This window comes from Streptomyces sp. NPDC127197, assembly GCF_042672405.1.
Taxonomy (GTDB): domain Bacteria; phylum Actinomycetota; class Actinomycetes; order Streptomycetales; family Streptomycetaceae; genus Streptomyces; species Streptomyces flavusporus.
In genome coordinates this window covers 25,747-47,968 of the sequence record NZ_JBHXVG010000040.1, presented here as the reverse complement: position 1 = coordinate 47,968, position 22,222 = coordinate 25,747, and the positions used below count along the sequence as shown (strand labels likewise).

Here is a 22,222-nt window from a genome sequence, read left to right as displayed (position 1 = left end):
CTAGGTCAGCCCCGCCGCGCGGGCCCGTTCCACCGCCGGGCCGATGGCCTTGGCGACCGCCTCGACGTCGGCCGGTGTGGAGGTGTGGCCGAGGGAGAAGCGGAGGGTGCCGCGGGCCAGGTCCGGGTCGGTGCCGGTGGCGAGCAGGACGTGGCTGGGCTGGGCGACGCCCGCGGTGCAGGCGGAGCCGGTGGAGCACTCGATGCCCTGGGCGTCCAGGAGCAGCAGCAGGGAGTCGCCCTCGCAGCCGGGGAAGGTGAAGTGGGCGTTGGCCGGGAGGCGGTCCACCGGGTCCCCACCCAGGATCGCGTCCGGCACCGCCGTACGGACCGCGTCGATCAGGTCGTCGCGCAGGGCACCGATCTCGCGGGCGAAGCGTTCGCGGTGTTCGGCGGCGTGCTTGCCGGCGACCGCGAAGGAGGCGATCGCGGGGACGTCGAGGGTGCCGGAGCGGACGTGGCGTTCCTGGCCGCCGCCGTGCAGGACGGGTACGGGGGTGTACTCCCGGCCGAGGATGAGCGCGCCGATGCCGTACGGGCCGCCGATCTTGTGGCCGGAAACGGTCATCGCGGCGAGCCCGGAGGCGGCGAAGTCGACCGGCAGCTGGCCGACGGCCTGGACCGCGTCGGCGTGCAGCGGTACGCCGAACTCGGCGGCCACCGCGGCGAGTTCGGCCACCGGCAGGACGGTGCCGATCTCGTTGTTGGCCCACATGACGGTGGCCAGGGCGACATCGTCGGCGTTGCGGGCGATCGATTCGCGGAGGGCCTCGGGGTGGACGCGGCCGTAGGAGTCGACGGGGAGGTACTCGACGATGGCGCCCTCGTGTTCGCCGAGCCAGTGGACGGCGTCGAGGACGGCGTGATGTTCCACGGGACTGGCCAGGACCCGGGTGCGGGCCGGGTCGGCGTCGCGGCGGGCCCAGTACAGGCCCTTGACGGCGAGGTTGTCGGCCTCCGTTCCACCGGAGGTGAAGACGATCTCGCTGGGGCGGGCGCCGAGGGCTTCCGCGAGGGTCTCGCGGGCTTCCTCGACGGTTCGCCGCGCGGCACGGCCGGATGCGTGGAGGGAGGAGGCGTTGCCCGTGATGCCGAGGTGGGCGGTCAGCGCCTCTGCCGCCTCCGGGAGCATCGGGGTGGTCGCGGCGTGGTCGAGATAAGCCATGGTGAGGCCGATTCTACGGCCCCGTCTCGGTCGGCCCGGAGCTGCCCACGGCCAGTTCGTGGACCAGTTCCGGCCGTCACGGCCCCGGGCTCAGAAGCTCCACGAGATCGTGTTGTCCGCCTGCATGAACGCGGCGAGTACGACGAGGTCGGCGACGCCCAGCCCGAGGCCCAGCCAGGCCCGGCCCCGGCGGTTGGTGCCCCGCGCGAGTGCCACGGCGGCCAGGCCGATGGCGATCGGGCCGAGGAAGATGTTCAGGACGAGCAGGCCCAGGAGGCCGAGGATGAAGGACGCGACGGCCATGCCGTCGGTGTCACGGATTCCGGTGCGGCGCGTGGCCGGCGCGGTGAGGTGCATGGTGGTCAGCTCCCGACGAGCGGATCGGTCGGATGGACGGTGGTCAGTTCGTCCGGGCGGCGCGGCGGCGGCCGTGGCGCTCGCGGAGCGCGAAGATGCCGAGCCAGCCGGCGATCACGATGGCCGCGACGACGGTGAAGGTGAGCGGTGCGTGGGCGACGGTGCCCATGACCAGGCCGAGCAGCAGGAGTGCGGCGACGAGGAACAGCATGGGTTGGATCCCCCTCCGGATGCCCTCGGGCGGCTTCCGCCCGAAGACTCGGTGAACGATTGTAGTTACAGTTGTTCACTGACTTCCCAGTCTAGCGCGCCCCATGACTTTTAAATTCCAGAGAACAGTTGTTAACTGCATGGCATGAGTCACACCCTCGGCCTGCGGCAGGCACAGAAGCAGAAGACCCGACAGGCGCTGCTGGAGGCGGCGTTGGAACTGCTGGAGGGTCAGAGCCTGAGCAGTCTGGGCCTGCGCGAGGTCACCCGTGCCGTCGGGGTCGCCCCGACCGCCTTCTACCGGCACTTCCGCTCCACCGAGGACCTCGGCGTGGCGCTGGTGGAGGAGGCACTGGGCAGTCTGCACCCGATGGTCAGCACGATCGTGTCAACGGCGGGCGACAGCGAGGAACGCATCATGCGCGCCGTGGAGTTGATCGCCCGTCATGTGGACGCGTACCCCTCCCACGTCCGTTTCATCGCCCGTGAGCAGCACGGCGGGGTCCGGCCGGTGCGGGAGGCCATCCGGAACGAACTGGCCCGGTTCACCGAGGAGGTGAAGGCGGCGCTGGTCACCGACCCCATGGCCGAGGGCTGGAGCGACGACGATCTGCTGATGCTCGCGGGCCTGTACGTCGACCAGATGCTCATCGCGGCCTCGCTCTTCCTCGAGGCCCTGGAGGGTCCCGAGGAGGAACGGCAGCGCGTCACCCGGCTCGCCGCCCGTCGGCTGCGGCTGATCAGCATCGGCCGCGCACACTGGCTGGACTGACGGACAGGGCTCCGCGGACGCGGTCAGCCGAGCCGGACCCGCGCCAGCTGTCGGGACTGGGCGACCAGCCGGTCCGCGCTGTCCCACACCTCGGCGTCCTCCTCGAGGAAACCGCCGGCGAGGTTGCGGGTGGTGATGGACACCCGGAGGGGGCCCGGCGCCGGGCGGCACCGTATGTGCACGGTCAGTTCGACCGTCGGCACCCAGCCGGAGATACCGAGTTCGAAGGCGGTGGGCGGCAGGGCGTCCACCGCCAGAAGCAGCGAGAAGGGGTCGGCGTCCCGGCCGTCCTTCAGGCCGAACCAGGCCCGCATCTCGCCCTTGCCCGACGGCGAGCCGAGGGCCCACCCCAGGGTCGAGGGGTCGAGCTTGAGCATCAGGCGGTCGGTGATGGCCGAACTGCCCGGGACGGGGGCGGGTCCGTCCTCGGGTCCGAAGCACTGGTCCATCGGCGGGACGGCGGGCGGCTTCGCGGTCGTACGGACGTCGTCGGGGAGCGTGTCGAGGTCGCCGTACGAGGCGAGGACACGGATCCGTTCGACCTCGCCACCCTGCTCGTCGTACTGGAAGAGGGACGCCTGGCCCGTCGACAGGGTCCGGCCGGTGCGCACGACGTCCGTGCGGACGACCGCGGGTCCCGGCCGGGAGGCGGTCAGGTAGTGCGCGGAGATGGTGAACGGGTCCGGGTGCGGCAGGGCGTCGGCGAGGGCCCGGCCCAGGACGGCCAGCAGATAGCCCCCGTTGACGGCGTTGATGATCGTCCAGCTGGCCGAGAGGTCGATGTCGTAGACGCCCTCCGCACGGCGGGTGACAGCGGTGTCTCGGTCGAACTCGCTGTTGCCGATGGTCGCCTGGGATGCCTGAGCCATGCCGGTACGGTACAACAGAAAATTACTAAGCGGTAGCTTTTGAGGGTTCCTCCTCGCGTACCGTCGATCGCCGGTTCCACGCGCGCGGCGCCCGCCAGTGGAACCGCATCGCCAGCAGCCGCAGCACGAAGGCCACCGCGGCCGCGATTCCGCTGGTCAGCGGGGTCAGGGCGTCGAAGCGGATACAGAACGCCACCATCGTGGCGCCGACGATCGCGGGGACGGCGTACAGATCGCGGTCCCAGCGCAGCAGTGACGGCACCTCGTTGGCGAGGACGTCCCGCAGCACACCGCCCCCGACGGCGGTGGCGAGGCCGAGGGCCGCGGAGGCATGCAGGCCGAGTCCGTACTCGTACGCCTTCGTCGTGCCCGCGACGCAGAACAGGCCGAGGCCGGCCGCGTCGAAGACGTTCACGCCGGTCTGGATGCGCTCCACCTGCGGGTGCAGGAAGACGACGAGGAGCGCGGCGAACAGCGGGGTGACGAAGTACCCCAGATCCGTGAACGCGGCCGGCGGTACGGCCCCGATGACCAGGTCCCGGAACAGCCCGCCGCCCAGCGCGGTGACCTCGGCGAGGACGGCGATGCCGAAGACGTCGAAGTTCTTGCGGACGGCCAGCAGCGCGCCGGAGATGGCGAAGACGAAGATGCCGATCAGGTCGAGCGTGTGCTGGACGGAAGGGCTGAACAGTTGCTGGAGCACCCGAACATTCTGACGCGCGACGGGGCGTGCACCTGCCGAAGCAAGGTGCACGCCCCGTCACACGGCTACTTGTCCGACGCCTTCGGGTTCTCGTCGGTGCCGTCGGAGGTCACGGTCTCCTCCGAGGGCTCCGAGTCCGAGTCCGAACCCGACGAGTCCGCGGCGTCCGAATCCGACGAGCCCGCCGACTCCGAGCCCGCCGCATCCGAATCCGACGGGTCCGCCGCGGCCGAGTCCGCCGACTCCCCGGAATCCGACCCCGCCGACTCCGCAGCCACCGCCTTCGCCACGGCCGCGCTCGTCTCCGCCGACTCCGCGAGCACCTCGTCCGCCACCAGCTCCGCCGCCTCCTTGGCCGCGGTGAGCAGCACCGTGTCCTGCGGGGCCTGGTCCTCGAAGTTCTCCGGGTGGTGGCAGGCCACCTGCTGGCCGGGGCGCAGCTCGAGCAGCGGCGGCTCGGTGGTCTTGCAGATCTCCGTCGCCTTCCAGCACCGGGTGTGGAAGCGGCAGCCGCTCGGCGGGGAGATCGGCGAGGGCACGTCGCCCTTGAGCAGGATGCGCTCGCTCTTGGCCGACTTGCGGGAGGGGTCCGGGATCGGCACCGCCGACAGCAGGGCCTTGGTGTACGGGTGCATCGGCGACCGGTACAGCTTGTCCCGGTCGGCGAGCTCGACGATCTTGCCGAGGTACATCACCGCGATCCGGTCGGAGACGTGCCGGACGACCGACAGGTCGTGCGCGATGATCACGTACGTCAGGCCCAGTTCCTGCTGGAGGTCGTCCAGCAGGTTCACGACCTGCGCCTGGATCGACACGTCCAGCGCGGAGACCGGCTCGTCGGCCACGACCAGCTTCGGGTTCAGGGCCAGCGCGCGGGCGATGCCGATGCGCTGGCGCTGGCCGCCGGAGAACTCGTGCGGATAGCGGTTGTAGTGCTCGGGGTTGAGACCGACCACCGACAGCAGCCGCTGCACTTCCTTCTTGATGCCGCCCTCGGGCGTGACGCCCTGCAGCCGGAAGGGGGCGCCGACGATCGTGCCGATGGTGTGGCGCGGGTTCAGCGACGAGTACGGGTCCTGGAAGATCATCTGCACATCGCGGCGCAGCGGACGCATCCCGCCGACGCCGAGATGCGTGATGTCCTTGCCCCCGAACTCGACCGTGCCGGCCGTCGGTTCGAGGAGCCGGGTGATCAGGCGGCCCATCGTCGACTTGCCGCAGCCGGACTCGCCCACGACGCCGAGGGTTTCACCGGAGCGCACCTCGAAGTCGAGGCCGTCCACCGCACGGACCGCGCCGACCTGCCGCTTGAGCAGGCCCTTGCGGATCGGGAAGTGCTTCTGCAGCCCGGTCACCTTCAGCAGGGTCTCGCCGGGGGCGGCATCCGCGGTCAGCGTGGCACCGTCGCTCTGCGCAGGGCTACTCACTGCTTTTTCCTCGCTCACAGCTTCGGCGCAATCTCTTCGATCCAGATCCGCTCCCGCTGCTCCGGGGACATGTGGCAGGCGGCCCAGTGCCGGCTGCCGACCTCGGTCAGCTCGGGGCGGACCGTGCGGGTGACGTCGTCCTTCGGGATGTCCGCGTACGGGCAGCGCGGGTTGAAGGCGCAGCCGGACGGGAGGTTGATCAGGGAGGGCGGGGAGCCCTTGACCGGGACGAGGCGCTCCTGCTGGTCACGGTCCAGGCGCGGCATCGAGCCGAGCAGGCCCCAGGTGTAGGGGTGGCGGGGCTCGTAGAACACCTTCTCGGCGGGGCCGCGCTCCACGCAGCGGCCGCCGTACATCACCAGCAGGTCGTCGGCCAGTTCGGCGACCACGCCCAGGTCGTGGGTGATGATGATGACGGCGGAGCCGAACTCCTTCTGCAGATCGCGGATCAGGTCGAGGATCTGCGCCTGGACGGTCACGTCAAGGGCGGTGGTCGGCTCGTCCGCGATGAGCAGTTCGGGGTTGTTGACCAGCGACATCGCGATCATCGCGCGCTGCCGCATACCGCCCGAGAACTCGTGGGGGTAGTTGTCGACCCGCTTGTCGGGCTGCGGGATGCCGACCCGGTCGAGCATCTCCACCGCGCGCCGCTTGGCGGTCTTCTTGTCGACGTCGTGGTGGATGCGGTACGCCTCCACGATCTGCTGGCCGATCGTGTAGTACGGGTGCAGCGCGGACAGCGGATCCTGGAAGATCATCGCCATCTCGCGGCCGCGCATCCGGCGCACCTGGTCGGCGGGGGCGGACAGCAGCTCGGTGCCGTTCAGCCAGATCTCGCCGGAGATCTGCGCCTTGCGCTTGCCGTACTGGCCGGCGGTGTGCAGGCCCATGATGCCGAGCGAGGTCACCGACTTGCCGGAGCCCGACTCGCCCACGATGCCGAGGGTCTTGCCCTTCTCCAGCTGGAAGCTGAGCCCGTCGACGGACTTGACCAGGCCGTCGTCGGTCGGGAAGTGCACCTTCAGGTCGCGCACTTCGAGGAAGGCGGTCGGGGCGGCAGCGGTGGTGGGCTCGCCCACGGCCGCTCCGGTCTTGCTGAGTTCGGTCATGCGAGCCTCACTCGGGGGTCGATCACGGCGTACAGGATGTCCACCACGAGGTTGGCCAGGAGCACCGCGAGGGAGGTGATCAGGGTGACGCCCAGGATGATGGGCAGGTCCTGGGTCTTGATGGCGTTGAGCACCGCCTGGCCGAGGCCGGGCAGGCTGAACGTGGTCTCGGTCAGGATCGCGCCGCCGATGAGGGCGCCGAGGTCCATGCCGAGCATGGTCAGGATCGGCGTCATCGTCGAGCGCATCGCGTGCTTGCCGATGACCACCTGTTCCCGCAGGCCCTTGGCGCGTGCGGTGCGGATGTAGTCCTCGCCGAGGATCTCCAGCATGGTGGCGCGGGTGATCCGGGCGTACATCGCCGCGTACAGGAACGCGAGGGTGACCCACGGCAGGATCATGCCGCCCAGCCAGCCGGAGAAGCTCTCCTCCAGCGGCACGTACTGCCCGTCGATCCAGCCGAGTCCGTAGCTGAAGATCGCCAGGCTCAGCAGACCGGTGAAGTAGATGGGCAGGGAGACGCCGCCCAGTGCGACGACCATCGCGCCGCGGTCCCACAGGGTGCCGCGCTTGAGGGCGGAGAGCACACCGGCGGCGACACCGAAGACCAGCCACAGCAGCGCGGCACCGAGCGCCAGACCCAGGGTCACCGGGAAGCGGTCGGTGAGCACCGGCCAGATGGCCTGCTCGCTGCGGAAGGAGTAGCCGAAGCACGGCGCGGAGCAGTGCGTGACGTCACCGCCGGCCGCGTAGGTGCGGCCCGCGAAGATGCCCTTGAAGAACTCCCAGACCTGAACGTAGATCGGTTCGCCCAGACCCAGCTTCGTCCGCACGGCCTCGACGGCAGCGGGGTCGGCCTGCTTGCCCACGAAGCTCGTGGCGATGTCGACGCCCACCCACTTGGGGACGAGGAAGAAGATGCTGAAGACCACCACCATGATGACCACCAGCATCACTGCGGCGGCGAACAGCCGCCTGATGAGGTAAGTGAGCACAGCTCTCGGCCCGCCGCGGACCGCGGGCCACCGGAGGTCGTCCGATGGCCCGCGGTCACGCCACGCCGGCCTTCACCTGCCTTTCGTGCCGTACGGCGGGTGTGCCGGGTTTACTTCGGGTTCTTCAGGCCGAGGTTGACGAAGTCGTACATGCCGCTGTAGCCGTCGGACGTGTAGACGTTCGCCAGGTCGCTCGAGCGCCAGTTGATGAACTTCTCGAAGACGAAGGGCAGGTAGTAGCCGCCCTCCATCACCTTGTGGTTGATCTCCGTGGCGATCTTGGCCTTCTCGGCGTCGTCCAGCTCGTTGACGTAGTCGTCGAACAGGCCGTCGATCGCCTTGTCCTTGATCAGGGCGTAGTTGTTGTTGCCGCTCTCAAGGATGTAGCTGCTGTCCCACAGCGGCAGACCGAAGCCCTGGACGGTCGGGAAGTCGGGGCCCCAGCCCATGATGATGATGCCGAACTTCTTCTTCTCGACGTTGGAGGGGCTGCCGATGATGCCGCTGGTCTGCGAGCCGTCGTACTGCTCGATCTCGGCCTGGATGCCGACCTTCTTCAGCGAGGCCTGGAGGGACTCGGCGGTGGCCACCTCGACCGGCTTGTTGTTGCGGACCGCGATGGTGGTCTTGAAGCCGTTCGGCTGACCGCAGGCCTTCAGCTCTTCCTTGGCCTTGGCGACGTTGCCGCTCTTGTTGGCGGTGGCGAGCTCGAACGGGTCGTACTTCTGGCCCTCGGAGCCCGGGACGGACGGCGGCAGCATGTTGGTGCCGATGTCACCACCGGCGATGGGGCCGCCGCGCGCGGTCTGCAGGGAGACGTGGTCGGCGCCGTAGATCACGGCCTTGCGGCAGTGCTCGTTGTCGAACGGCTTCACGCTCTGCGGGAAGACCGCGTAACGGATGTAGCCGGACACCGGGTTGTCCAGGTTGGCCTTGTGCTCCTTCAGGGCGGTGGTGCGGCCCTGCGGCGACATGCCGGTCTGGTTGATGTCCAGGTGGTAGTCGCCGTTGATCAGGCGCTGGTCCATGTCATTGGCGTTGGAGAAGAAGTTGACCGTGATCGCGTCCGGGTAGGCCTTGCGGATCGGGTCGGAGGACTGCTTCCAGTTCTCGTTGCGGACCAGCTTCAGGGACTTGCCGGGCTCGTACGACTCGAACTTGTACGGGCCGGAGGAGAACGGGTGCAGGCCGTACTTGGACTTGGTGTCCTTGTCCTGGCGCACCGGCGAGGCGGAGACCAGGGCCAGCATCTCCTCGAAGTCCGAGTTGGCCTTCGGCAGCTTGAAGATAATGGTCTTGTCGTCGGGCGTCTCGATGGCCTTCAGACCGAGCTTGTCCTTGGACTTGTCCTTGTACGGGCCCTGGTACTCGCCCTTGGGGTCGAGGACGTCCTTCAGGTACACCGGACCGCCGGCCAGCACGTCCTGCGCCCAGACGCGCTCGATGCCGTACTTGACGTCCTTGGAGGTGATCGGCTTGCCGTCCTCCCACGTCACGTCGTCACGCAGGGTGTACTTGTAGGTCTTGCCGTCGTCGGAGACCTCGGCGAGCCCGGTGGCGAGGTCGGGCGCCAGCTCGGCGCCGGCCTTGCCCGGCTCGGCCTTGTTCGTGACGAGCTGGCGGGCGTAGTAGCGGGAGAAGTTCCACATGAAGCCGTAGTAGCCGCGCGTGGTGTCCCACGAGTCGGCGTCCTGGGCACCCGCGAACTTCAGCGTGCCGCCCTTCTTGGCCAGGTCGGCCTGGGCGACCTTGTTGTTGGCGGCGTCGAAACCGGCCGCGCCGTCCTTCGAGCCACCGTCGCCGTCGCCGTTGCCGCCGCCGCACGCCGCCGTGGTCAGCAGCGCGGCGACCACGGCGGCAGCGGCCATGGCCTGCTTGCGCCGCCCTGAGGTGCGTTGGGTAGTCACGATCTCGGATCCTCCGGATTAGATGAGAGACCCCGTGCTTTGGGCCACGGGTCGCTTGGGGTACGGCAGTTCAGCGGGAGCCCTTCGGGTCCAGCGCGTCACGCACGCCGTCGCCGAAGAGGTTGAAGGCAAGAACGGTGAGGAAGATCGCCACGCCGGGGACCACCATGTACATGGGGTCCGAGTCGTAGTAGTCGATCGCGTTCGAGAGCATCTGCCCCCACGAGGCCGTGGGCGGCTTGACGCCCACGCCCAGGAAGCTGAGTGCCGCCTCGGTGAGGATGTTGGTGGGGATCATCATCGTCGTGTAGACGATGATCGGTGCGACCAGGTTGGGCAGCAGCTCCTTGAAGAGGATGTACAGCCGCCCGGCGCCCAGCGACCGGGCCGCCTCGACGTACTCGCGCTCACGCAGCGAGAGCGTCTGGCCGCGCACCACGCGTCCGATGTAGGGCCAGCCGAAGAAGCCGATGACCAGGATCATCACGAACAGACGCACGCCCGTGCCGGTCAGCCCCAGCATCTCGTTCGGCATGACGGAGACCAGCGCGATGATGAACAGCAGCTGCGGGAAGGCCAGCAGTCCGTCCATCACCCGGCTGATGACGGAGTCGACCCAGCCGCCGAAGAAGCCGGCGAGGATGCCCAGCACGGTGCCGAGGACGACGGCGACAACGGCGGAGAGGAAGCCGACGAGCAGCGAGATCTGGGCGCCGTAGACGATCCGGGCGAAGATGTCGCGGCCGCTGACCGGCTCGACGCCGAGCAGGTGCTCGCCGCTGATGCCGCCGAAGGAGCCGATGGGGGTGCCGAAGAGCGGGTCGATCAGGTCCTCGTGGTGGGCCTCGGGGTCCTGCCCGACCAGTCCGGTGATGACCGGCGCCAGCACGGCGACCAGAATGAGGAGAAGCACCACGATGCCGCCCGTGAGGGCCAGTTTGTCGCGTTTGAGGCGCTCCCAGGCGATCCGCCCCAAGGAACGGCCCTGTACGGCCTTCGCGTCGCCGCTGACCAGCGCCGCTTCCTCGGCCGCACTCGGGGCCGCTTCCGCGGTCGGCTCGTGCAATGGTGCCGTCATCTGGCAGGGACCCCTCTCAACCGGCGGTAACCGGCCCGCACTTGCCGCTGTAGCGGCGTGATCAGTCCGTCGTACACAGGGGCGCCCTCCGGACGAAGACGCGGAAGAACACCCCTGGAGCGGGAGTCTTCAACGCTTTGGCGATCTGTTGCCAGACTTGACGGTGAATGGATGCGTAACCGTGATGCTGTCCTGGGGTTTCCGTTATCCGGACAGTGGTTAACGGGGGTCGGACGGGGACCAAGTGGAGCGATTGGGACAAGAGGCGCCTTTCTACCCTTGTCTACGCGCGAAGAAGAAGCCCTGGTACGGACCGCGGGAGCGCCAGGGGCTGGTTCCGGTCAGTACCGTCCCTGGGCCGGCGGAAAGCCGTACCCGGCCGCCGGCGCCTGGGCCGGGGCGGCGGCGTGTGCCTCACGGTCGTAGAAGGGTCGGGCGTTGGCGCGCAGCCACATCGCCACCGGGTCGTACTCGTCGGACATCGCGACGGTCGACACCGGAAGCCCGTCCGGGACCGCGCCGATGGACTGCTGCATCATCGTGCGCACCGAGTCGACCGCGGGCGGCGAGGTGTCGTACACATCCAGCCCGATGGCGAGATACGGCGCCCCGAGCGAGGGCTGCACCCAGGCGCGGCGCAACGAGCGGACGGCCGGGGTGCGGTGGGCGTTCTGCGACAAAAGGGCATAGAACTGCGGGATCTGGATGCCGGGTTCGGACAGCCGCAGCGGGCCCGCCGGCTGTCGGTCCAGTCCGGTGGCGATCCGGCGCAGGTCGAGCCAGGGGATGCCGACGCCGCCACCGGGGGCGTGCGGGTTCAGCCAGAGGCCGTAGTGGTCGGGGTAGAGGGTGCGGGCGACGTCGACTCCGTCGACGACCTCGTAACTGCGGTTCCAGCCGCTGGCGGAGAGTTCCTGGGCGGAGGTGACGCAGGGGGCGTAGCCGTAGCCGTCGACCTCCATGTTCCCGTACTGGGCGTCGGGGCTGCCGGCCTGGCCGTGCCACAGCAGCATCCAGACCTGGCCGGAGTTGGGGGTCGCGAGGGCGCGCAGGAGTGCCTCGTAGGCGTCGTAACGCCCCGGCGTCACCTGGCGCAGCATGTGCTCGACCTGGTCGGCCGCGGCGGTGCCGCTCGCGCTCACTTTTTACCGCCCCTTCGTGCAACGCCGTCGTTTGCGCACTAGCTTAAGGCCGCCTACCAGCTCGGGGCTTGGTGTCGTCTTGCGGCTGCGGGTTGTTCGTGGTTGATCGCGCCCACGGTGGGGGTCCCCCCGCTCGAGCGAAGCCGAGAGTGGGGGAGGAGCCGCATATCGATACAGCCCCGCGCCCCTGAGTCGGCTGCCCCCAGGGACGTTTACAGGCCCCGTTGGTAGAAGGGGCGCACCTGCTCGCGCAGCCAGGTGACCACCGGGTCCTGCGCCACGTCCATGAGGACCAGGTTGACCGGCCACTTCACCGGGACCTTGCCCAACGCCCGGCCCAGCGCGTCCAAGGGAGCTGCCCGCAGATCGCCCTCCCACTGGGAGAGTTCGACTCCCACGAACATCACCGGGTCCGCCGTTTCGATCGCCGCCAGGCAGCGACGGGCCGTCAGGACCACGCCGATGCCCTCGAACTCCGCAGACGCCGCCGCGAGGAAGTCGACCGGGTCGTCCTGCCAGTCGGGTTCGAAGAGGCGGACTCGGCCGCCGCTCGTGAGCCCGTCGAGCGGGGTGCGCCCGGCCCGGCACAGTTCGGCCACGGCGGGCGGCGGCAGCGGGATGCCGACCACGCCGCCCGGGTTGACGACGATGCCCGCCTGCGGGGGCAGGCCGCGGGCGAACTCCACGGCCGGGGCCACGGTGTACGACATGTGGGAGCCGACGACCTGCCGGAACTGTTCCTCGGAGCTGAAGACCGGCACGTAGGCCTGACCCTCGATGTCCAGCGTGGGCAGGTCGAGCGGGCCGCTGTGCGGGCCGCCGCCGTTCGGCAGCGGCACCCACACGAAGCTGCGGCCCAGCACCTCGACGATCCGGCCGCCGGCCGAGGGCACACCGAGGGAGGCCGACAGCACCTCCTCCAGCTCGTTGCCGGGCCATCCGCCGTGCGGATGGGGGTGCGCCTGCGCCGGGAAACCCCCGGAAAGGTCCGGGGGGAAGTCCGCCGGGAAGTCGTCCATCTGCCTACCGCCTGCTCCGTACCTCTACTGCGGCTGAAAGGCTAACGCCCCTCACGGGGCGGGTCCCCTCAGCCCACGAAGCCGATGCGGCGCAGGGTGTCCGCCGCCTCCCGGTCGAGGAGGACCGCGCCGCCGCAGCCGTGCGGCAGATCACCGCGTTCCGTGCGGCGCACCAGGCGGCCGGCGGCCCGGCGATGGCGCAGGAACGCGTACCGCGAGACCCCGCGGCCGCGCTCGCGCTGGCCGTCCAGGGCCTGCTCCGGGGTGACGTCGAGCAGCAGCATGTGCAGGGTGCCGCCGCGGCGGCGGGCCTCGCGGGCCAGCCAGGCGCGCACCCAGGCCTGCGTACCGCAGTCGTGCACGACGACGCCCTCGCCGGTGCGCAGGGTGCGGCGCAGTCCGGCGTAGTGGGCGAGACGGACGAGGGGCCGGTAGACCGCGTACGGCAGCCAGGCGGGCATGCGGCCGTCCCAGCGGTCGCGGGTGTCCTGGGAGTCGACGCGCAGTCCGCGCACCGCCCTGCGCATCAGGGTCGACTTGCCGCTGCCGGGCAGGCCCGTGACCACGACGAGGTCGCGGGGCCCGAAGAGCAGCGCATGCGGGCTGCGGCCCTCCCGCTCGCGCAGGTCGCGGACGACGGGTGACGGCAGCGAAGCGCACGCCTCCCTGGCCGGGGCGGTCGGCTGCTTGGGCAGCGCGAGACCCGAGGTGGTGGCGTACGCCGTGGTCCTGTTCACCGTGATCGTCCTCCCCTGGGGCGGTTCACGAGTTCCCATCCCCGTCGAGTGTAAAGAGAAGGTAATGCTCGGTGCCTCCTGTTTCCGTCCCCTTCCTGCAACAGCGCTGCTACAGCATGCCCCGCCCGGCTGTGCGGAATCTGTGCGGCCGCTGTTCGCGGGCCCCGGTAAAGGCCCGGCAAGGTGACCCTGCCGCACCCGGCCGATGCATGCAATGATGGCCGCGCCAACTGCATACCGGCCGTTTGAATCCGCGCGGGAGAGTCCCCGGCAGCACTGCCGTCGGGGCGCCGAAGGAGCAAGTCCCTCCCTTGAATCTCTCAGGCCCCGTTACCGCGCGGGCGAGGCACATCTGAAAAGCGGGCCCTGCGTGCAGTGGCCCCACCCAAGGTGCAAGCCAGGACCGACACATGGTCATGGCGAACCTCTCAGGTTCCGATGACAGATGGGGAGGAACGACCTTCCCGTCATGCCCTTGGAGACCGACCGATGAGCAGTACCGCACTCCGCCGCACCGCGCTCGATGCCCTGCATCGCTCGCTCGGCGCGACGATGACCGACTTCGCCGGCTGGGACATGCCCCTGCGCTACGGCTCCGAGCGCGACGAACACCTCGCCGTGCGTAACCGGGCCGGCCTCTTCGACCTCTCCCACATGGGCGAGATCACCGTGACCGGCCCGCAGGCCGCCGCCCTGCTGGACTACGCGCTGGTCGGGAACATCGGCGGCGTCAAGGTCGGCCGCGCCCGCTACACCATGATCTGCCGGGCGGACGGCGGCATCCTCGACGACCTGATCGTCTACCGGCTCGCCGAGGCCGAGTACATGATCGTGGCGAACGCCTCGAACGCCCAGGTGGTGCTCGACGCGCTCACCGAGCGGGCCGACGGGTTCGACGCCGACGTCCGCGACGACCGGGACGCCTACGCCCTGATCGCCGTCCAGGGCCCGGAGTCCCCCGGCATCCTGAAGTCGCTCACCGACGCCGACCTCGACGGCCTGAAGTACTACGCCGGCCTGCCCGGCACCGTCGCCGGCGTCCCCGCCCTGATCGCCCGCACCGGCTACACCGGCGAGGACGGCTTCGAGCTGTTCGTGAAGCCGGAGCACGCCGTCGCGCTGTGGCAGGCGCTGACCGAGGCCGGCCAGGGCGTCGGCCTGGTCCCGTGCGGGCTGTCCTGCCGGGACACGCTGCGCCTGGAGGCGGGCATGCCGCTGTACGGGCACGAGCTGTCGACCTCGCTGACGCCCTTCGACGCCGGGCTCGGCCGGGTCGTGAAGTTCGACAAGGAGGGCGACTTCGTGGGACGCGAGGCCCTTGCCGAGGCCGCCGAGCGTGCCGCATCCGAGCCGCCGCGCGTCCTGGTCGGCCTGATCGCCGAGGGCCGCCGGGTGCCGCGCGCCGGGTACGCCGTGGTCGCCGGCGGAGCCGTGATCGGCGAGATCACCTCCGGTGCCCCCTCCCCCACGCTGGGCAGGCCGATCGCGATGGCGTACGTCGACGCCGCGCACGCGGCGCCGGGCACGCCCGGGGTCGGCGTGGACATCCGGGGCAGCCACGAGCCGTACGAGGTCGTGGCGCTGCCCTTCTACAAGCGCCAGAAGTAGACACCGGGCCGCGGGTCCGGCGTGACCCCGCGCACATTTCCCCTGCTCACCCGCAATTCCAGCAGTCCCCCATTCACCAGCACTCCCCCGCGTACAGGAGAATTCAGGCCATGAGCAACCCCCAGCAGCTGCGCTACAGCAAGGAGCACGAGTGGCTGTCGGCCGTCGAGGACGGCGTCGCGACGGTCGGCATCACCGAGTTCGCGGCCAACGCGCTCGGCGATGTCGTCTACGCCCAGCTCCCCGAGGTGGGCTCCACGGTGGCCGCGGGCGAGACCTGCGGCGAGCTGGAGTCGACCAAGTCGGTCAGCGACCTGTACTCCCCGGTCTCCGGCGAGGTCACCGAGATCAACGAGGACGTGGTGAACGACCCGTCCCTGGTGAACTCCGCCCCCTTCGAGGGCGGCTGGCTGTTCAAGGTGCGCGTCGCCGAGGAGCCGGCCGACCTGCTCTCCGCCGACGAGTACGCCGCCCACACCGCCGGCTGAGGAGTCGTAGCCGTATGTCCGTACTGAACACTCCGCTGCACGAGCTCGACCCGGCGGTGGCCGCCGCCGTCGACGCCGAGCTGCACCGTCAGCAGTCCACCCTCGAGATGATCGCCTCCGAGAACTTCGCGCCGGCCGCGGTCATGGAGGCGCAGGGCTCGGTCCTGACCAACAAGTACGCCGAGGGCTACCCGGGCCGCCGCTACTACGGCGGCTGCGAGCACGTCGACGTGGTCGAGCAGATCGCGATCGACCGCATCAAGGAGCTGTTCGGCGCCGAGCACGCCAACGTGCAGCCGCACTCGGGCGCGCAGGCCAACGCGGCCGCGATGTTCGCGCTGCTCAAGCCCGGCGACACGATCATGGGTCTGAACCTCGCGCACGGCGGTCACCTGACCCACGGCATGAAGATCAACTTCTCCGGCAAGCTGTACAACGTGGTGCCCTACCACGTCGACGACTCCGGTGTGGTCGACATGGCCGAGGTCGAGCGCCTCGCCAAGGAGCACAAGCCGAAGCTGATCGTCGCCGGCTGGTCGGCCTACCCGCGCCGGCTGGACTTCGCCGCGTTCCGCCGGATCGCGGACGAGGTCGGCGCGTACCTCATGGTCGACATGGCGCACTTCGCCGGGCTGGTCGCGGCCGGACTGCACCCGAACCCGGTGCCGCACGCCCACGTGGTCACGACCACGACCCACAAGACGCTGGGCGGCCCGCGCGGCGGTGTGATCCTGTCCGTCCAGGACCTCGCCAAGAAGATCAACTCGGCGGTGTTCCCGGGGCAGCAGGGCGGCCCGCTGGAGCATGTGATCGCGGCGAAGGCGGTGGCGTTCAAGGTCGCCGCCTCCGAGGAGTTCAAGGAGCGGCAGATGCGGACGCTGGAGGGCGCCCGCATCCTGGCCGAGCGCCTGGTGAAGGACGACGTGAAGGCCGTGGGCGTGGATGTGCTCTCCGGCGGTACGGACGTCCACCTGGTCCTCGTCGACCTGCGCAAGTCCGAGCTCGACGGTCAGCAGGCCGAGGACCGGCTCCACGAGGTCGGCATCACGGTCAACCGCAACGCCGTCCCGAACGACCCGCGCCCGCCGATGGTGACGTCCGGCCTGCGCATCGGTACGCCCGCGCTGGCCACCCGCGGCTTCACGACCGAGGACTTCGCCGAGGTCGCGGACGTCATCGCCGAGGCGCTGAAGCCGTCCTACGAAGCGGCGTCGCTGAAGGCCCGGGTCGCCGCCCTCGCGGAGAAGCACCCGCTGTACCCCGGCCTGACGAAGTAACCCGCTTCCCGGGGCACCGCGCACACTGGGAGGTGAGCGCGGTGCCCCGCCCCTTGTTCCACCCCTGTCCTGAGGAGTCACCGTGGCCATCTCGGTCTTCGACCTGTTCTCGATCGGCATCGGCCCGTCCAGCTCCCACACCGTGGGCCCCATGCGCGCGGCCCGCATGTTCGCCCGCCGGCTGCGCAACGAGGACCTGCTGGACTCGGTCGCTTCTGTGCGCGCCGAGCTGTACGGCTCCCTCGGCGCGACCGGACACGGACACGGCACGCCCAAGGCGGTGCTTCTCGGCCTGGAGGGCGCCTCGCCGCGGACCGTCGACGTCGAGACCGCCGACCAGCGGGTGGAGGACATCAGGTCCGCGGGCCGGATCCGCCTCCTCGGCGAGCACGAGATCGCCTTCGCCTACGACGACGACCTGGTCCTGCACCGCCGTAAAACCCTCCCCTACCACGCCAACGGCATGACCCTGTGGGCCCACGACGCCACCGGCGCCGAACTCCTCTCCAAGACGTACTACTCGGTGGGCGGCGGATTCGTCGTCGACGAGGACGCGGTGGGCGCGGACCGGATCAAACTCGACGACACCGTCCTGAAGTACCCCTTCCGCACGGGCGACGAACTGCTGCGCCTGACCAAGGAGACGGGCCTGTCCATCTCGTCCCTGATGCTGGAGAACGAGCGCGCCTGGCGGTCCGAGGAGGAGATCCGCGAGGGCCTGCTGGAGATCTGGCGGGTGATGCAGGCGTGCGTGTCGCGCGGCATGTCCCGTGAGGGCATCCTGCCGGGCGGGCTGAAGGTACGCCGCCGTGCCGCCGTCTCCGCCCGCCAACTCCGGGCGGAGGGCGAGCCGTTGGCGCACGCCATGGAGTGGATCACGCTCTACGCGATGGCCGTGAACGAGGAGAACGCGGCCGGCGGCCGGGTCGTCACCGCCCCCACCAACGGCGCGGCGGGCATCATCCCCGCGGTCCTGCACTACTACATCAACTTCGTGCCGGGCGCCGACGAGGACGGCGTGGTCCGCTTCCTGCTCGCCGCGGGCGCCATCGGCATGCTCTTCAAGGAGAACGCCTCCATCTCCGGCGCCGAGGTCGGCTGCCAGGGCGAGGTCGGCTCCGCCTGCTCCATGGCGGCGGGCGCGCTCGCCGAGGTGCTCGGCGGCAGCCCCGAACAGGTCGAGAACGCCGCCGAGATCGGCATGGAACACAACCTCGGCCTCACCTGCGACCCCGTCGGCGGCCTGGTCCAGATCCCCTGCATCGAACGCAACGGCATGGCCGCGGTGAAGGCCGTCACGGCGGCGCGCATGGCGATGCGCGGGGACGGCTCGCACAAGGTGTCGTTGGACAAGGTCATCAAGACGATGAAGGAGACCGGCGCGGACATGTCGGTCAAGTACAAGGAGACGGCCCGGGGCGGGCTGGCGGTGAACATCATCGAGTGCTGAGGAGACCGTCGGTCACTCTTCCCGCCACAGGGCACTGGTTTCGCTGGTCGCCTTGATCAGTTGCGGCGCGGAGTGCGGGGCGGGCCACATCTGGATCAGGTACTCCTCCATGGGGGCGTCAGGTTCGCGTGGGTCACCGTCGTCGCGGTGCCGTCCGTGGACACGGAGCCGGTAGTCGCCCGGGCCGGGCAGGTGCAGCTGCCGTGCGGGGTCGTCGCCCCCGCCCGTGGTGCCGAAGTCGAGCAGGCTGCCGTGCCAGGCGACGGACACCTCCCCCACGTCCTGCCAGTCCTCCGGCTCCGGTGGCGGGGCGCCGTCCCACAGCTGCGCGGTGACCATGACGGTGCCGAGTTCCTGCCCGCACAGGACGCGCGCCGCACCCCCGTCCGGGGCCGCGGCGACCAGACCGGTGTCCGCCCAGTCGGGCTCGAACTCCACCGCCAGGTCCTCGTCGACCAGGTCGACCGTGGAAGCGTCCACGTGCACGCTGCTGCCGGCGGTCTGTACCAACTGAGCCATGCAGTCCTCTCTTCACGACGGATCACGACGGAGCGGGGCCACACCCATGGTGGGCCTGGCCCCGCTCGTCTGCGACCGGTTCAGGTCATCTGCGAACGCCGGTCGCGTGGTCTCCCTGGAACGCCCGGGTTCTTCAGTCGCTGCCGCAGCCGACCGGACCCCTCACCGACGGCGGCGCCGGGGCGGTCGCGGATTCCTTGCCCGTCACCTCCACGTAGAACGCGTCGTTCTCCAGCGTCCGCAGGCTGTTGAGGAACGACCTGCGCAGCGACCCCTCACGGGAGTTGTCCTGCCGGTCGAGGAAGTGGCACGAGTAGTCCGGGTTCCGCGAGGCGCCCTCGTACGTCTGGGCGAAGGGGTACTCGTCGCAGGACAGGTCGGGACGGTTGGGCGGGCGAGGCACGTCAGGGCCGCACGCCACGTTCCGGTTGGCGGTCTGCAGCGCCTGGTCGAAGGTCCGGTGCAGCGGATACCGGGAACCGGGCACGCCCCAGGGCTGGTTCAGGTTCCGCTGCGCCCAGTCGATGTGCCAGGCGACGGCGTCCACACGGGGGTTGCGGACGGACACCTGCCAGATCGGCGGCACATCGGGGTAGACACATCCGCCGAATCGGACGGGGGTGACGCGGGGCGTGTTGTCGCAGCGGGGGCGGAACACCTCGCCGATGTAGGCGGAGCCCTCGTCGAAGCCGGGTGCGTCCAGGGTCGCGTACGGGATGATGCTGTCGTTGACCAGCTGACGGCCGGGCGACGACATGGTGAAGTCATACGTCCGTGTTGTGCCTGGGGTCAGCAACTGCGGCCCGGACTCGTCGATGTCGCAGTAGTTGCAGTCGTAGCCGACCCGGCCGGTGACCGCGTACGCCGCGGGCGTGGACGGGTCGGTCAGGCGCAGTTCGACCCTCTGCCGCCACTGGTAACGGTTGCGCGGATCCAGCTCCGCGGTGGCCTTGCTGTAGAGGTTCGCGGTGCCGGCCGGCTGCTCGTTGATCGTGAAGATCACCGGGATGCGGTAGTACGAACACGACGTGACGCGGTCGTGATTGGCCTGACCGAGCGAACAGTCGACCGCCGCGGTGCCGACGTCGCTGCTGGTGGTCTCGCTCTTGAAAACCCTGATCTTCTCCGGCTTGCCGAGCTCGACGGCCCGCACGTCGGCGTCGGAGTTCTTCGGCTCGGGGGTGGCGGCTCCTGCCGGAGCGGTGGCCCCCAGTGGTATCAGCAGGGCCGCGCCGACGACGGCGATGATCGCGCGTGCCCTGCCGGATAATCTCTCGCCCATGCGGGTGTGTCCTCCTGTTGGGTCATAGGGACGGCAGCTCAGCCGCAGGACCCGGAAATCCAGCGATGGGAACGGAGTTTGTAGGTACCGGCGAGATTGCCGCCGTGCTGCTGACGGGTGCAGCCCTTCCGGTTCTGGTAGTTGGCGCCGCTGTAGTAGGCCACGCCGGTCGCACTGGAGGTGCCGGCGTTGAAAACCGACTTGACGTTATGGGTCGCCGACCAGGAACAGCGGATGGATCCGGTCTGCCAGTCGGGGTCCGCGACGTCCCACTGGCACTTGGAGCCGGTGAAGTTCGCACCGGTCCAGAAGCACACGTACCCGCTGGGGCAGACCGCCGCAGCGCGGGCGAGCCCGTCCTTGCTCACGGGCGGTGCGGCCTCACTCGCCTGGGCGCCGGTCGGAGCGGCCAGGGCAGTTGCGACGGCCACGGCAACGCCCACGGTCACGGCCCGAGTTCGCGAATTCAATTTTCTCAATTTCATCCACTCCTTTCGGTCTGAACACCGTGCACTCAGAACGCGAAAGTAGAGCTGGAGCGGGTCCGCCCCCAAGGGAGAAATGCGCCACAGTGTGTGAACTGCTCATGCGTTCGACATTCGATGTCTATACGCATTCCGTTCAAACCAAAGAAAGTTGACAGCGCAAATGAGAAGGAGACGGCGCGGGGCGAGGCCGGCGGTGAACATCATCGAGTGCTGACGTTCGGATCTCAATCAAACGGGGCATCATCAACTCCCGTCCCCCCACTCAGACTTCGGGAGCCCCCGCATGCTGCGCGGCATCGACGTCAGCTCGTACCAGTCCTCCGCCTACGACACCGACGGGCTCTCCTTCGTCTTCATCAAGGCGACGGAGGGCCGTTCGTACGTCAACCCGAAACTGTCCGCCCAGACCAAGCGCGGCCGTGACGCCGGGCTCGTCGTCGGCTTCTACCACTTCCTCTGGCCGGGCAACCTCACCGCCCAGGCCGAGTACTTCGTCGGCAAGGCCCCGGACAGACCGGGCGACATCCTCGCCGTCGACTGGGAGACGACCGGCGACGGCACGCATGCGAGCAACGCGGAGAAGGACCGCTTCATCAAGAAGGTGAAGGAGCTGCGGCCGGACAACAGGGTGATCCTCTACTGCAATCGGCACTACTGGTTGAACGTCGACGACACCTCCTACGCCGGAGACGGCCTCTGGATCGCCGACTACGTCACGGCGGGCAAGCCCCGCATCAAGGCCAAGTGGCGCTTCCACCAGTACACGGACGATCCGATCGACAAGAACGTGGCCGACTTCGCGAGCAGGGCCGCGCTCCGGGCCTGGGCCGAGGGCGCCTGACGACCGCGCCGGCCTTCCCTCGACCAGGCCCTGAAACACCCGGGCGCGAAGGCCCTACGCGCGGAACTCCGGCTTCCGAACCGAGGAGGCCGCCGCCAGTGCCTCGGTGACCTCCGCGACGCCGGCCCGCAGACCGTACACCGGGGTGTCGGGCTGCTGGCGCCAGGACTCGTCGATTCCGCCCGCGTCGACCGTGTCGAAGCCGAGCTCGTCGATCAGGGCCCGCACCTTCCGCTTCGCCGCCTCGTCGTCGCCGGCCACCGGGAGGGCCATGCGGTCGGGGGCGCCGGCGGGGCGCGGGCGCTCCAGGATGTCCTGGGCGAAGGTGCCGTTGAAGGCCTTGATCACGGGGTGGCCGATCTGGCGCTCGGTCCAGCGGCTCTCGGTGAGGCCCTCGTCCTCGATCGCGGCGATCCTCCCGTCGCGCTCCTTGGGGTAGTAGTTGCCGGTGTCGATGACCGCGACGCCCTCGGCCGCCTCGTCCAGCAGGCCGGACGGCAGGTCCGGGACCGCCTTCACCGGGATCGTGATCACCACGATCCCGGCGCCCCGTGCCGCCTCCTCGACCCTGACCGGCGTGGCGCCGGTCTCTTCGGCCAGTTCCTTCAGGGTGTGCGGGCCGCGCGAATTGGCGACGGAGACGTCATGGCCGAGGGCGGTGAGCCGACGGGTCAGGTTGCCGCCGATGTTGCCGGCGCCGATGATGCCGATCTTCATGACAGGACCTTCCGAGGTGGATACTCGTTGTGACGGGCACAAACCCCGGGCCGAACCCGGCTA

General features: G+C 69.6%; 23 protein-coding genes and 1 riboswitch. Of the genes, 6 read left to right on the top strand and 17 right to left on the bottom strand.

What is annotated here, in order from left to right:
* The 3 genes from ACFVJQ_RS37590 to ACFVJQ_RS37580 form a co-directional block, all read right to left on the bottom strand.
* Window positions 1-1,164 (bottom strand): cysteine desulfurase family protein, encoded by a 1,164-nt coding sequence (locus tag ACFVJQ_RS37590; protein WP_385513661.1) that lies wholly within the window; start codon window positions 1,162-1,164, stop codon window positions 1-3.
* A gap of 90 nt (window positions 1,165-1,254) precedes the next feature.
* Window positions 1,255-1,521, bottom strand: coding sequence for a DUF4190 domain-containing protein (locus ACFVJQ_RS37585; protein WP_385790183.1), 267 nt, complete (start codon window positions 1,519-1,521; stop codon window positions 1,255-1,257).
* A 43-nt stretch (window positions 1,522-1,564) separates the two neighbouring features.
* Window positions 1,565-1,732 carry a hypothetical protein gene (locus ACFVJQ_RS37580; RefSeq protein WP_224734295.1) on the bottom strand — a complete coding sequence of 56 codons (168 nt, stop codon included), beginning with the start codon at window positions 1,730-1,732 and terminating at the stop codon, window positions 1,565-1,567.
* A gap of 144 nt (window positions 1,733-1,876) precedes the next feature.
* Here ACFVJQ_RS37580 and ACFVJQ_RS37575 point away from each other — a divergent pair, with 144 nt between their 5' ends.
* Window positions 1,877-2,503: a TetR family transcriptional regulator gene (locus tag ACFVJQ_RS37575; protein WP_385790181.1), complete on the top strand. Its 627-nt coding sequence runs from the start codon at window positions 1,877-1,879 to the stop codon at window positions 2,501-2,503.
* Window positions 2,504-2,526: 23 nt separating this feature from the next.
* Here ACFVJQ_RS37575 and ACFVJQ_RS37570 read toward each other — a convergent pair whose 3' ends face one another.
* The 10 genes from ACFVJQ_RS37570 to ACFVJQ_RS37525 form a co-directional block, all read right to left on the bottom strand.
* On the bottom strand, window positions 2,527-3,372 hold the full coding sequence (locus ACFVJQ_RS37570) for a thioesterase family protein (RefSeq protein WP_385790179.1): 846 nt from the start codon (window positions 3,370-3,372) through the stop codon (window positions 2,527-2,529).
* Window positions 3,373-3,397: 25 nt separating this feature from the next.
* Window positions 3,398-4,075, bottom strand: a complete 678-nt coding sequence (locus ACFVJQ_RS37565) for a trimeric intracellular cation channel family protein (protein ID WP_385513657.1) — start codon at window positions 4,073-4,075, stop codon at window positions 3,398-3,400.
* A 65-nt stretch (window positions 4,076-4,140) separates the two neighbouring features.
* Entirely contained in the window at window positions 4,141-5,502 is a 1,362-nt protein-coding gene (locus ACFVJQ_RS37560; protein ID WP_385790176.1) for an ABC transporter ATP-binding protein, read from the bottom strand.
* 14 nt (window positions 5,503-5,516) lie between these two features.
* Window positions 5,517-6,611, bottom strand: coding sequence for an ABC transporter ATP-binding protein (locus tag ACFVJQ_RS37555; protein ID WP_385513655.1), 1,095 nt, complete (start codon window positions 6,609-6,611; stop codon window positions 5,517-5,519).
* On the bottom strand, window positions 6,608-7,606 hold the full coding sequence (locus ACFVJQ_RS37550; RefSeq protein WP_385513654.1) for an ABC transporter permease: 999 nt from the start codon (window positions 7,604-7,606) through the stop codon (window positions 6,608-6,610). The genes ACFVJQ_RS37555 and ACFVJQ_RS37550 overlap by 4 nt, the downstream gene beginning before the upstream one ends.
* Before the next feature lie 110 nt (window positions 7,607-7,716).
* A complete protein-coding gene (locus tag ACFVJQ_RS37545; protein ID WP_385513653.1) occupies window positions 7,717-9,513 on the bottom strand; it encodes an ABC transporter substrate-binding protein in 1,797 nt (598 codons plus the stop codon).
* Window positions 9,514-9,583: 70 nt separating this feature from the next.
* The gene (locus tag ACFVJQ_RS37540; RefSeq protein ID WP_385513652.1) at window positions 9,584-10,591 is read right to left on the bottom strand and encodes an ABC transporter permease; all 1,008 of its coding nucleotides are present in this window, start codon (window positions 10,589-10,591) and stop codon (window positions 9,584-9,586) included.
* A 341-nt stretch (window positions 10,592-10,932) separates the two neighbouring features.
* Window positions 10,933-11,733: an enhanced serine sensitivity protein SseB C-terminal domain-containing protein gene (locus tag ACFVJQ_RS37535; RefSeq protein ID WP_385790173.1), complete on the bottom strand. Its 801-nt coding sequence runs from the start codon at window positions 11,731-11,733 to the stop codon at window positions 10,933-10,935.
* Window positions 11,734-11,945: 212 nt separating this feature from the next.
* Complete coding sequence (locus ACFVJQ_RS37530) at window positions 11,946-12,752, bottom strand: enhanced serine sensitivity protein SseB (RefSeq protein WP_385790171.1); 807 nt, start codon at window positions 12,750-12,752, stop codon at window positions 11,946-11,948.
* A gap of 68 nt (window positions 12,753-12,820) precedes the next feature.
* A complete protein-coding gene (locus tag ACFVJQ_RS37525) occupies window positions 12,821-13,489 on the bottom strand; it encodes an AAA family ATPase (RefSeq protein ID WP_385513649.1) in 669 nt (222 codons plus the stop codon).
* 246 nt (window positions 13,490-13,735) lie between these two features.
* Window positions 13,736-13,835, top strand: a riboswitch (glycine riboswitch).
* A 143-nt stretch (window positions 13,836-13,978) separates the two neighbouring features.
* Here ACFVJQ_RS37525 and gcvT point away from each other — a divergent pair.
* The 4 genes from gcvT to ACFVJQ_RS37505 all read left to right on the top strand — a co-directional run bounded on the left by gcvT (window position 13,979) and on the right by ACFVJQ_RS37505 (window position 18,312).
* Window positions 13,979-15,097 (top strand): glycine cleavage system aminomethyltransferase GcvT, encoded by a 1,119-nt coding sequence (gene gcvT, locus ACFVJQ_RS37520; protein WP_385790168.1) that lies wholly within the window; start codon window positions 13,979-13,981, stop codon window positions 15,095-15,097.
* Between the two features lie 110 nt (window positions 15,098-15,207).
* Entirely contained in the window at window positions 15,208-15,585 is a 378-nt protein-coding gene (gene gcvH / locus ACFVJQ_RS37515) for a glycine cleavage system protein GcvH (RefSeq protein ID WP_129800467.1), read from the top strand.
* A gap of 14 nt (window positions 15,586-15,599) precedes the next feature.
* Window positions 15,600-16,862, top strand: a complete 1,263-nt coding sequence (gene glyA / locus ACFVJQ_RS37510) for a serine hydroxymethyltransferase (protein ID WP_385513647.1) — start codon at window positions 15,600-15,602, stop codon at window positions 16,860-16,862.
* 82 nt (window positions 16,863-16,944) lie between these two features.
* Window positions 16,945-18,312, top strand: coding sequence for an L-serine ammonia-lyase (locus ACFVJQ_RS37505; RefSeq protein ID WP_385513646.1), 1,368 nt, complete (start codon window positions 16,945-16,947; stop codon window positions 18,310-18,312).
* A gap of 12 nt (window positions 18,313-18,324) precedes the next feature.
* Here the strand turns inward: ACFVJQ_RS37505 and ACFVJQ_RS37500 are convergent, their stop codons facing one another.
* From ACFVJQ_RS37500 to ACFVJQ_RS37490, 3 genes are all read right to left on the bottom strand, one after another.
* Window positions 18,325-18,831 carry a hypothetical protein gene (locus ACFVJQ_RS37500; RefSeq protein WP_385513645.1) on the bottom strand — a complete coding sequence of 169 codons (507 nt, stop codon included), beginning with the start codon at window positions 18,829-18,831 and terminating at the stop codon, window positions 18,325-18,327.
* A 133-nt stretch (window positions 18,832-18,964) separates the two neighbouring features.
* Window positions 18,965-20,113, bottom strand: a complete 1,149-nt coding sequence (locus tag ACFVJQ_RS37495) for a hypothetical protein (protein ID WP_385790165.1) — start codon at window positions 20,111-20,113, stop codon at window positions 18,965-18,967.
* 38 nt (window positions 20,114-20,151) lie between these two features.
* Entirely contained in the window at window positions 20,152-20,544 is a 393-nt protein-coding gene (locus ACFVJQ_RS37490) for a peptidase inhibitor family I36 protein (protein ID WP_385513643.1), read from the bottom strand.
* A gap of 340 nt (window positions 20,545-20,884) precedes the next feature.
* On the opposite strand from ACFVJQ_RS37490, the gene ACFVJQ_RS37485 reads away from it, so the two are divergent.
* Entirely contained in the window at window positions 20,885-21,442 is a 558-nt protein-coding gene (locus ACFVJQ_RS37485; RefSeq protein ID WP_385513642.1) for a glycoside hydrolase family 25 protein, read from the top strand.
* Between the two features lie 54 nt (window positions 21,443-21,496).
* Here the strand turns inward: ACFVJQ_RS37485 and ACFVJQ_RS37480 are convergent, their stop codons facing one another.
* Window positions 21,497-22,159 (bottom strand): NADPH-dependent F420 reductase, encoded by a 663-nt coding sequence (locus ACFVJQ_RS37480; protein WP_385513641.1) that lies wholly within the window; start codon window positions 22,157-22,159, stop codon window positions 21,497-21,499.
* Window positions 22,160-22,222 lie beyond the last annotated feature (63 nt).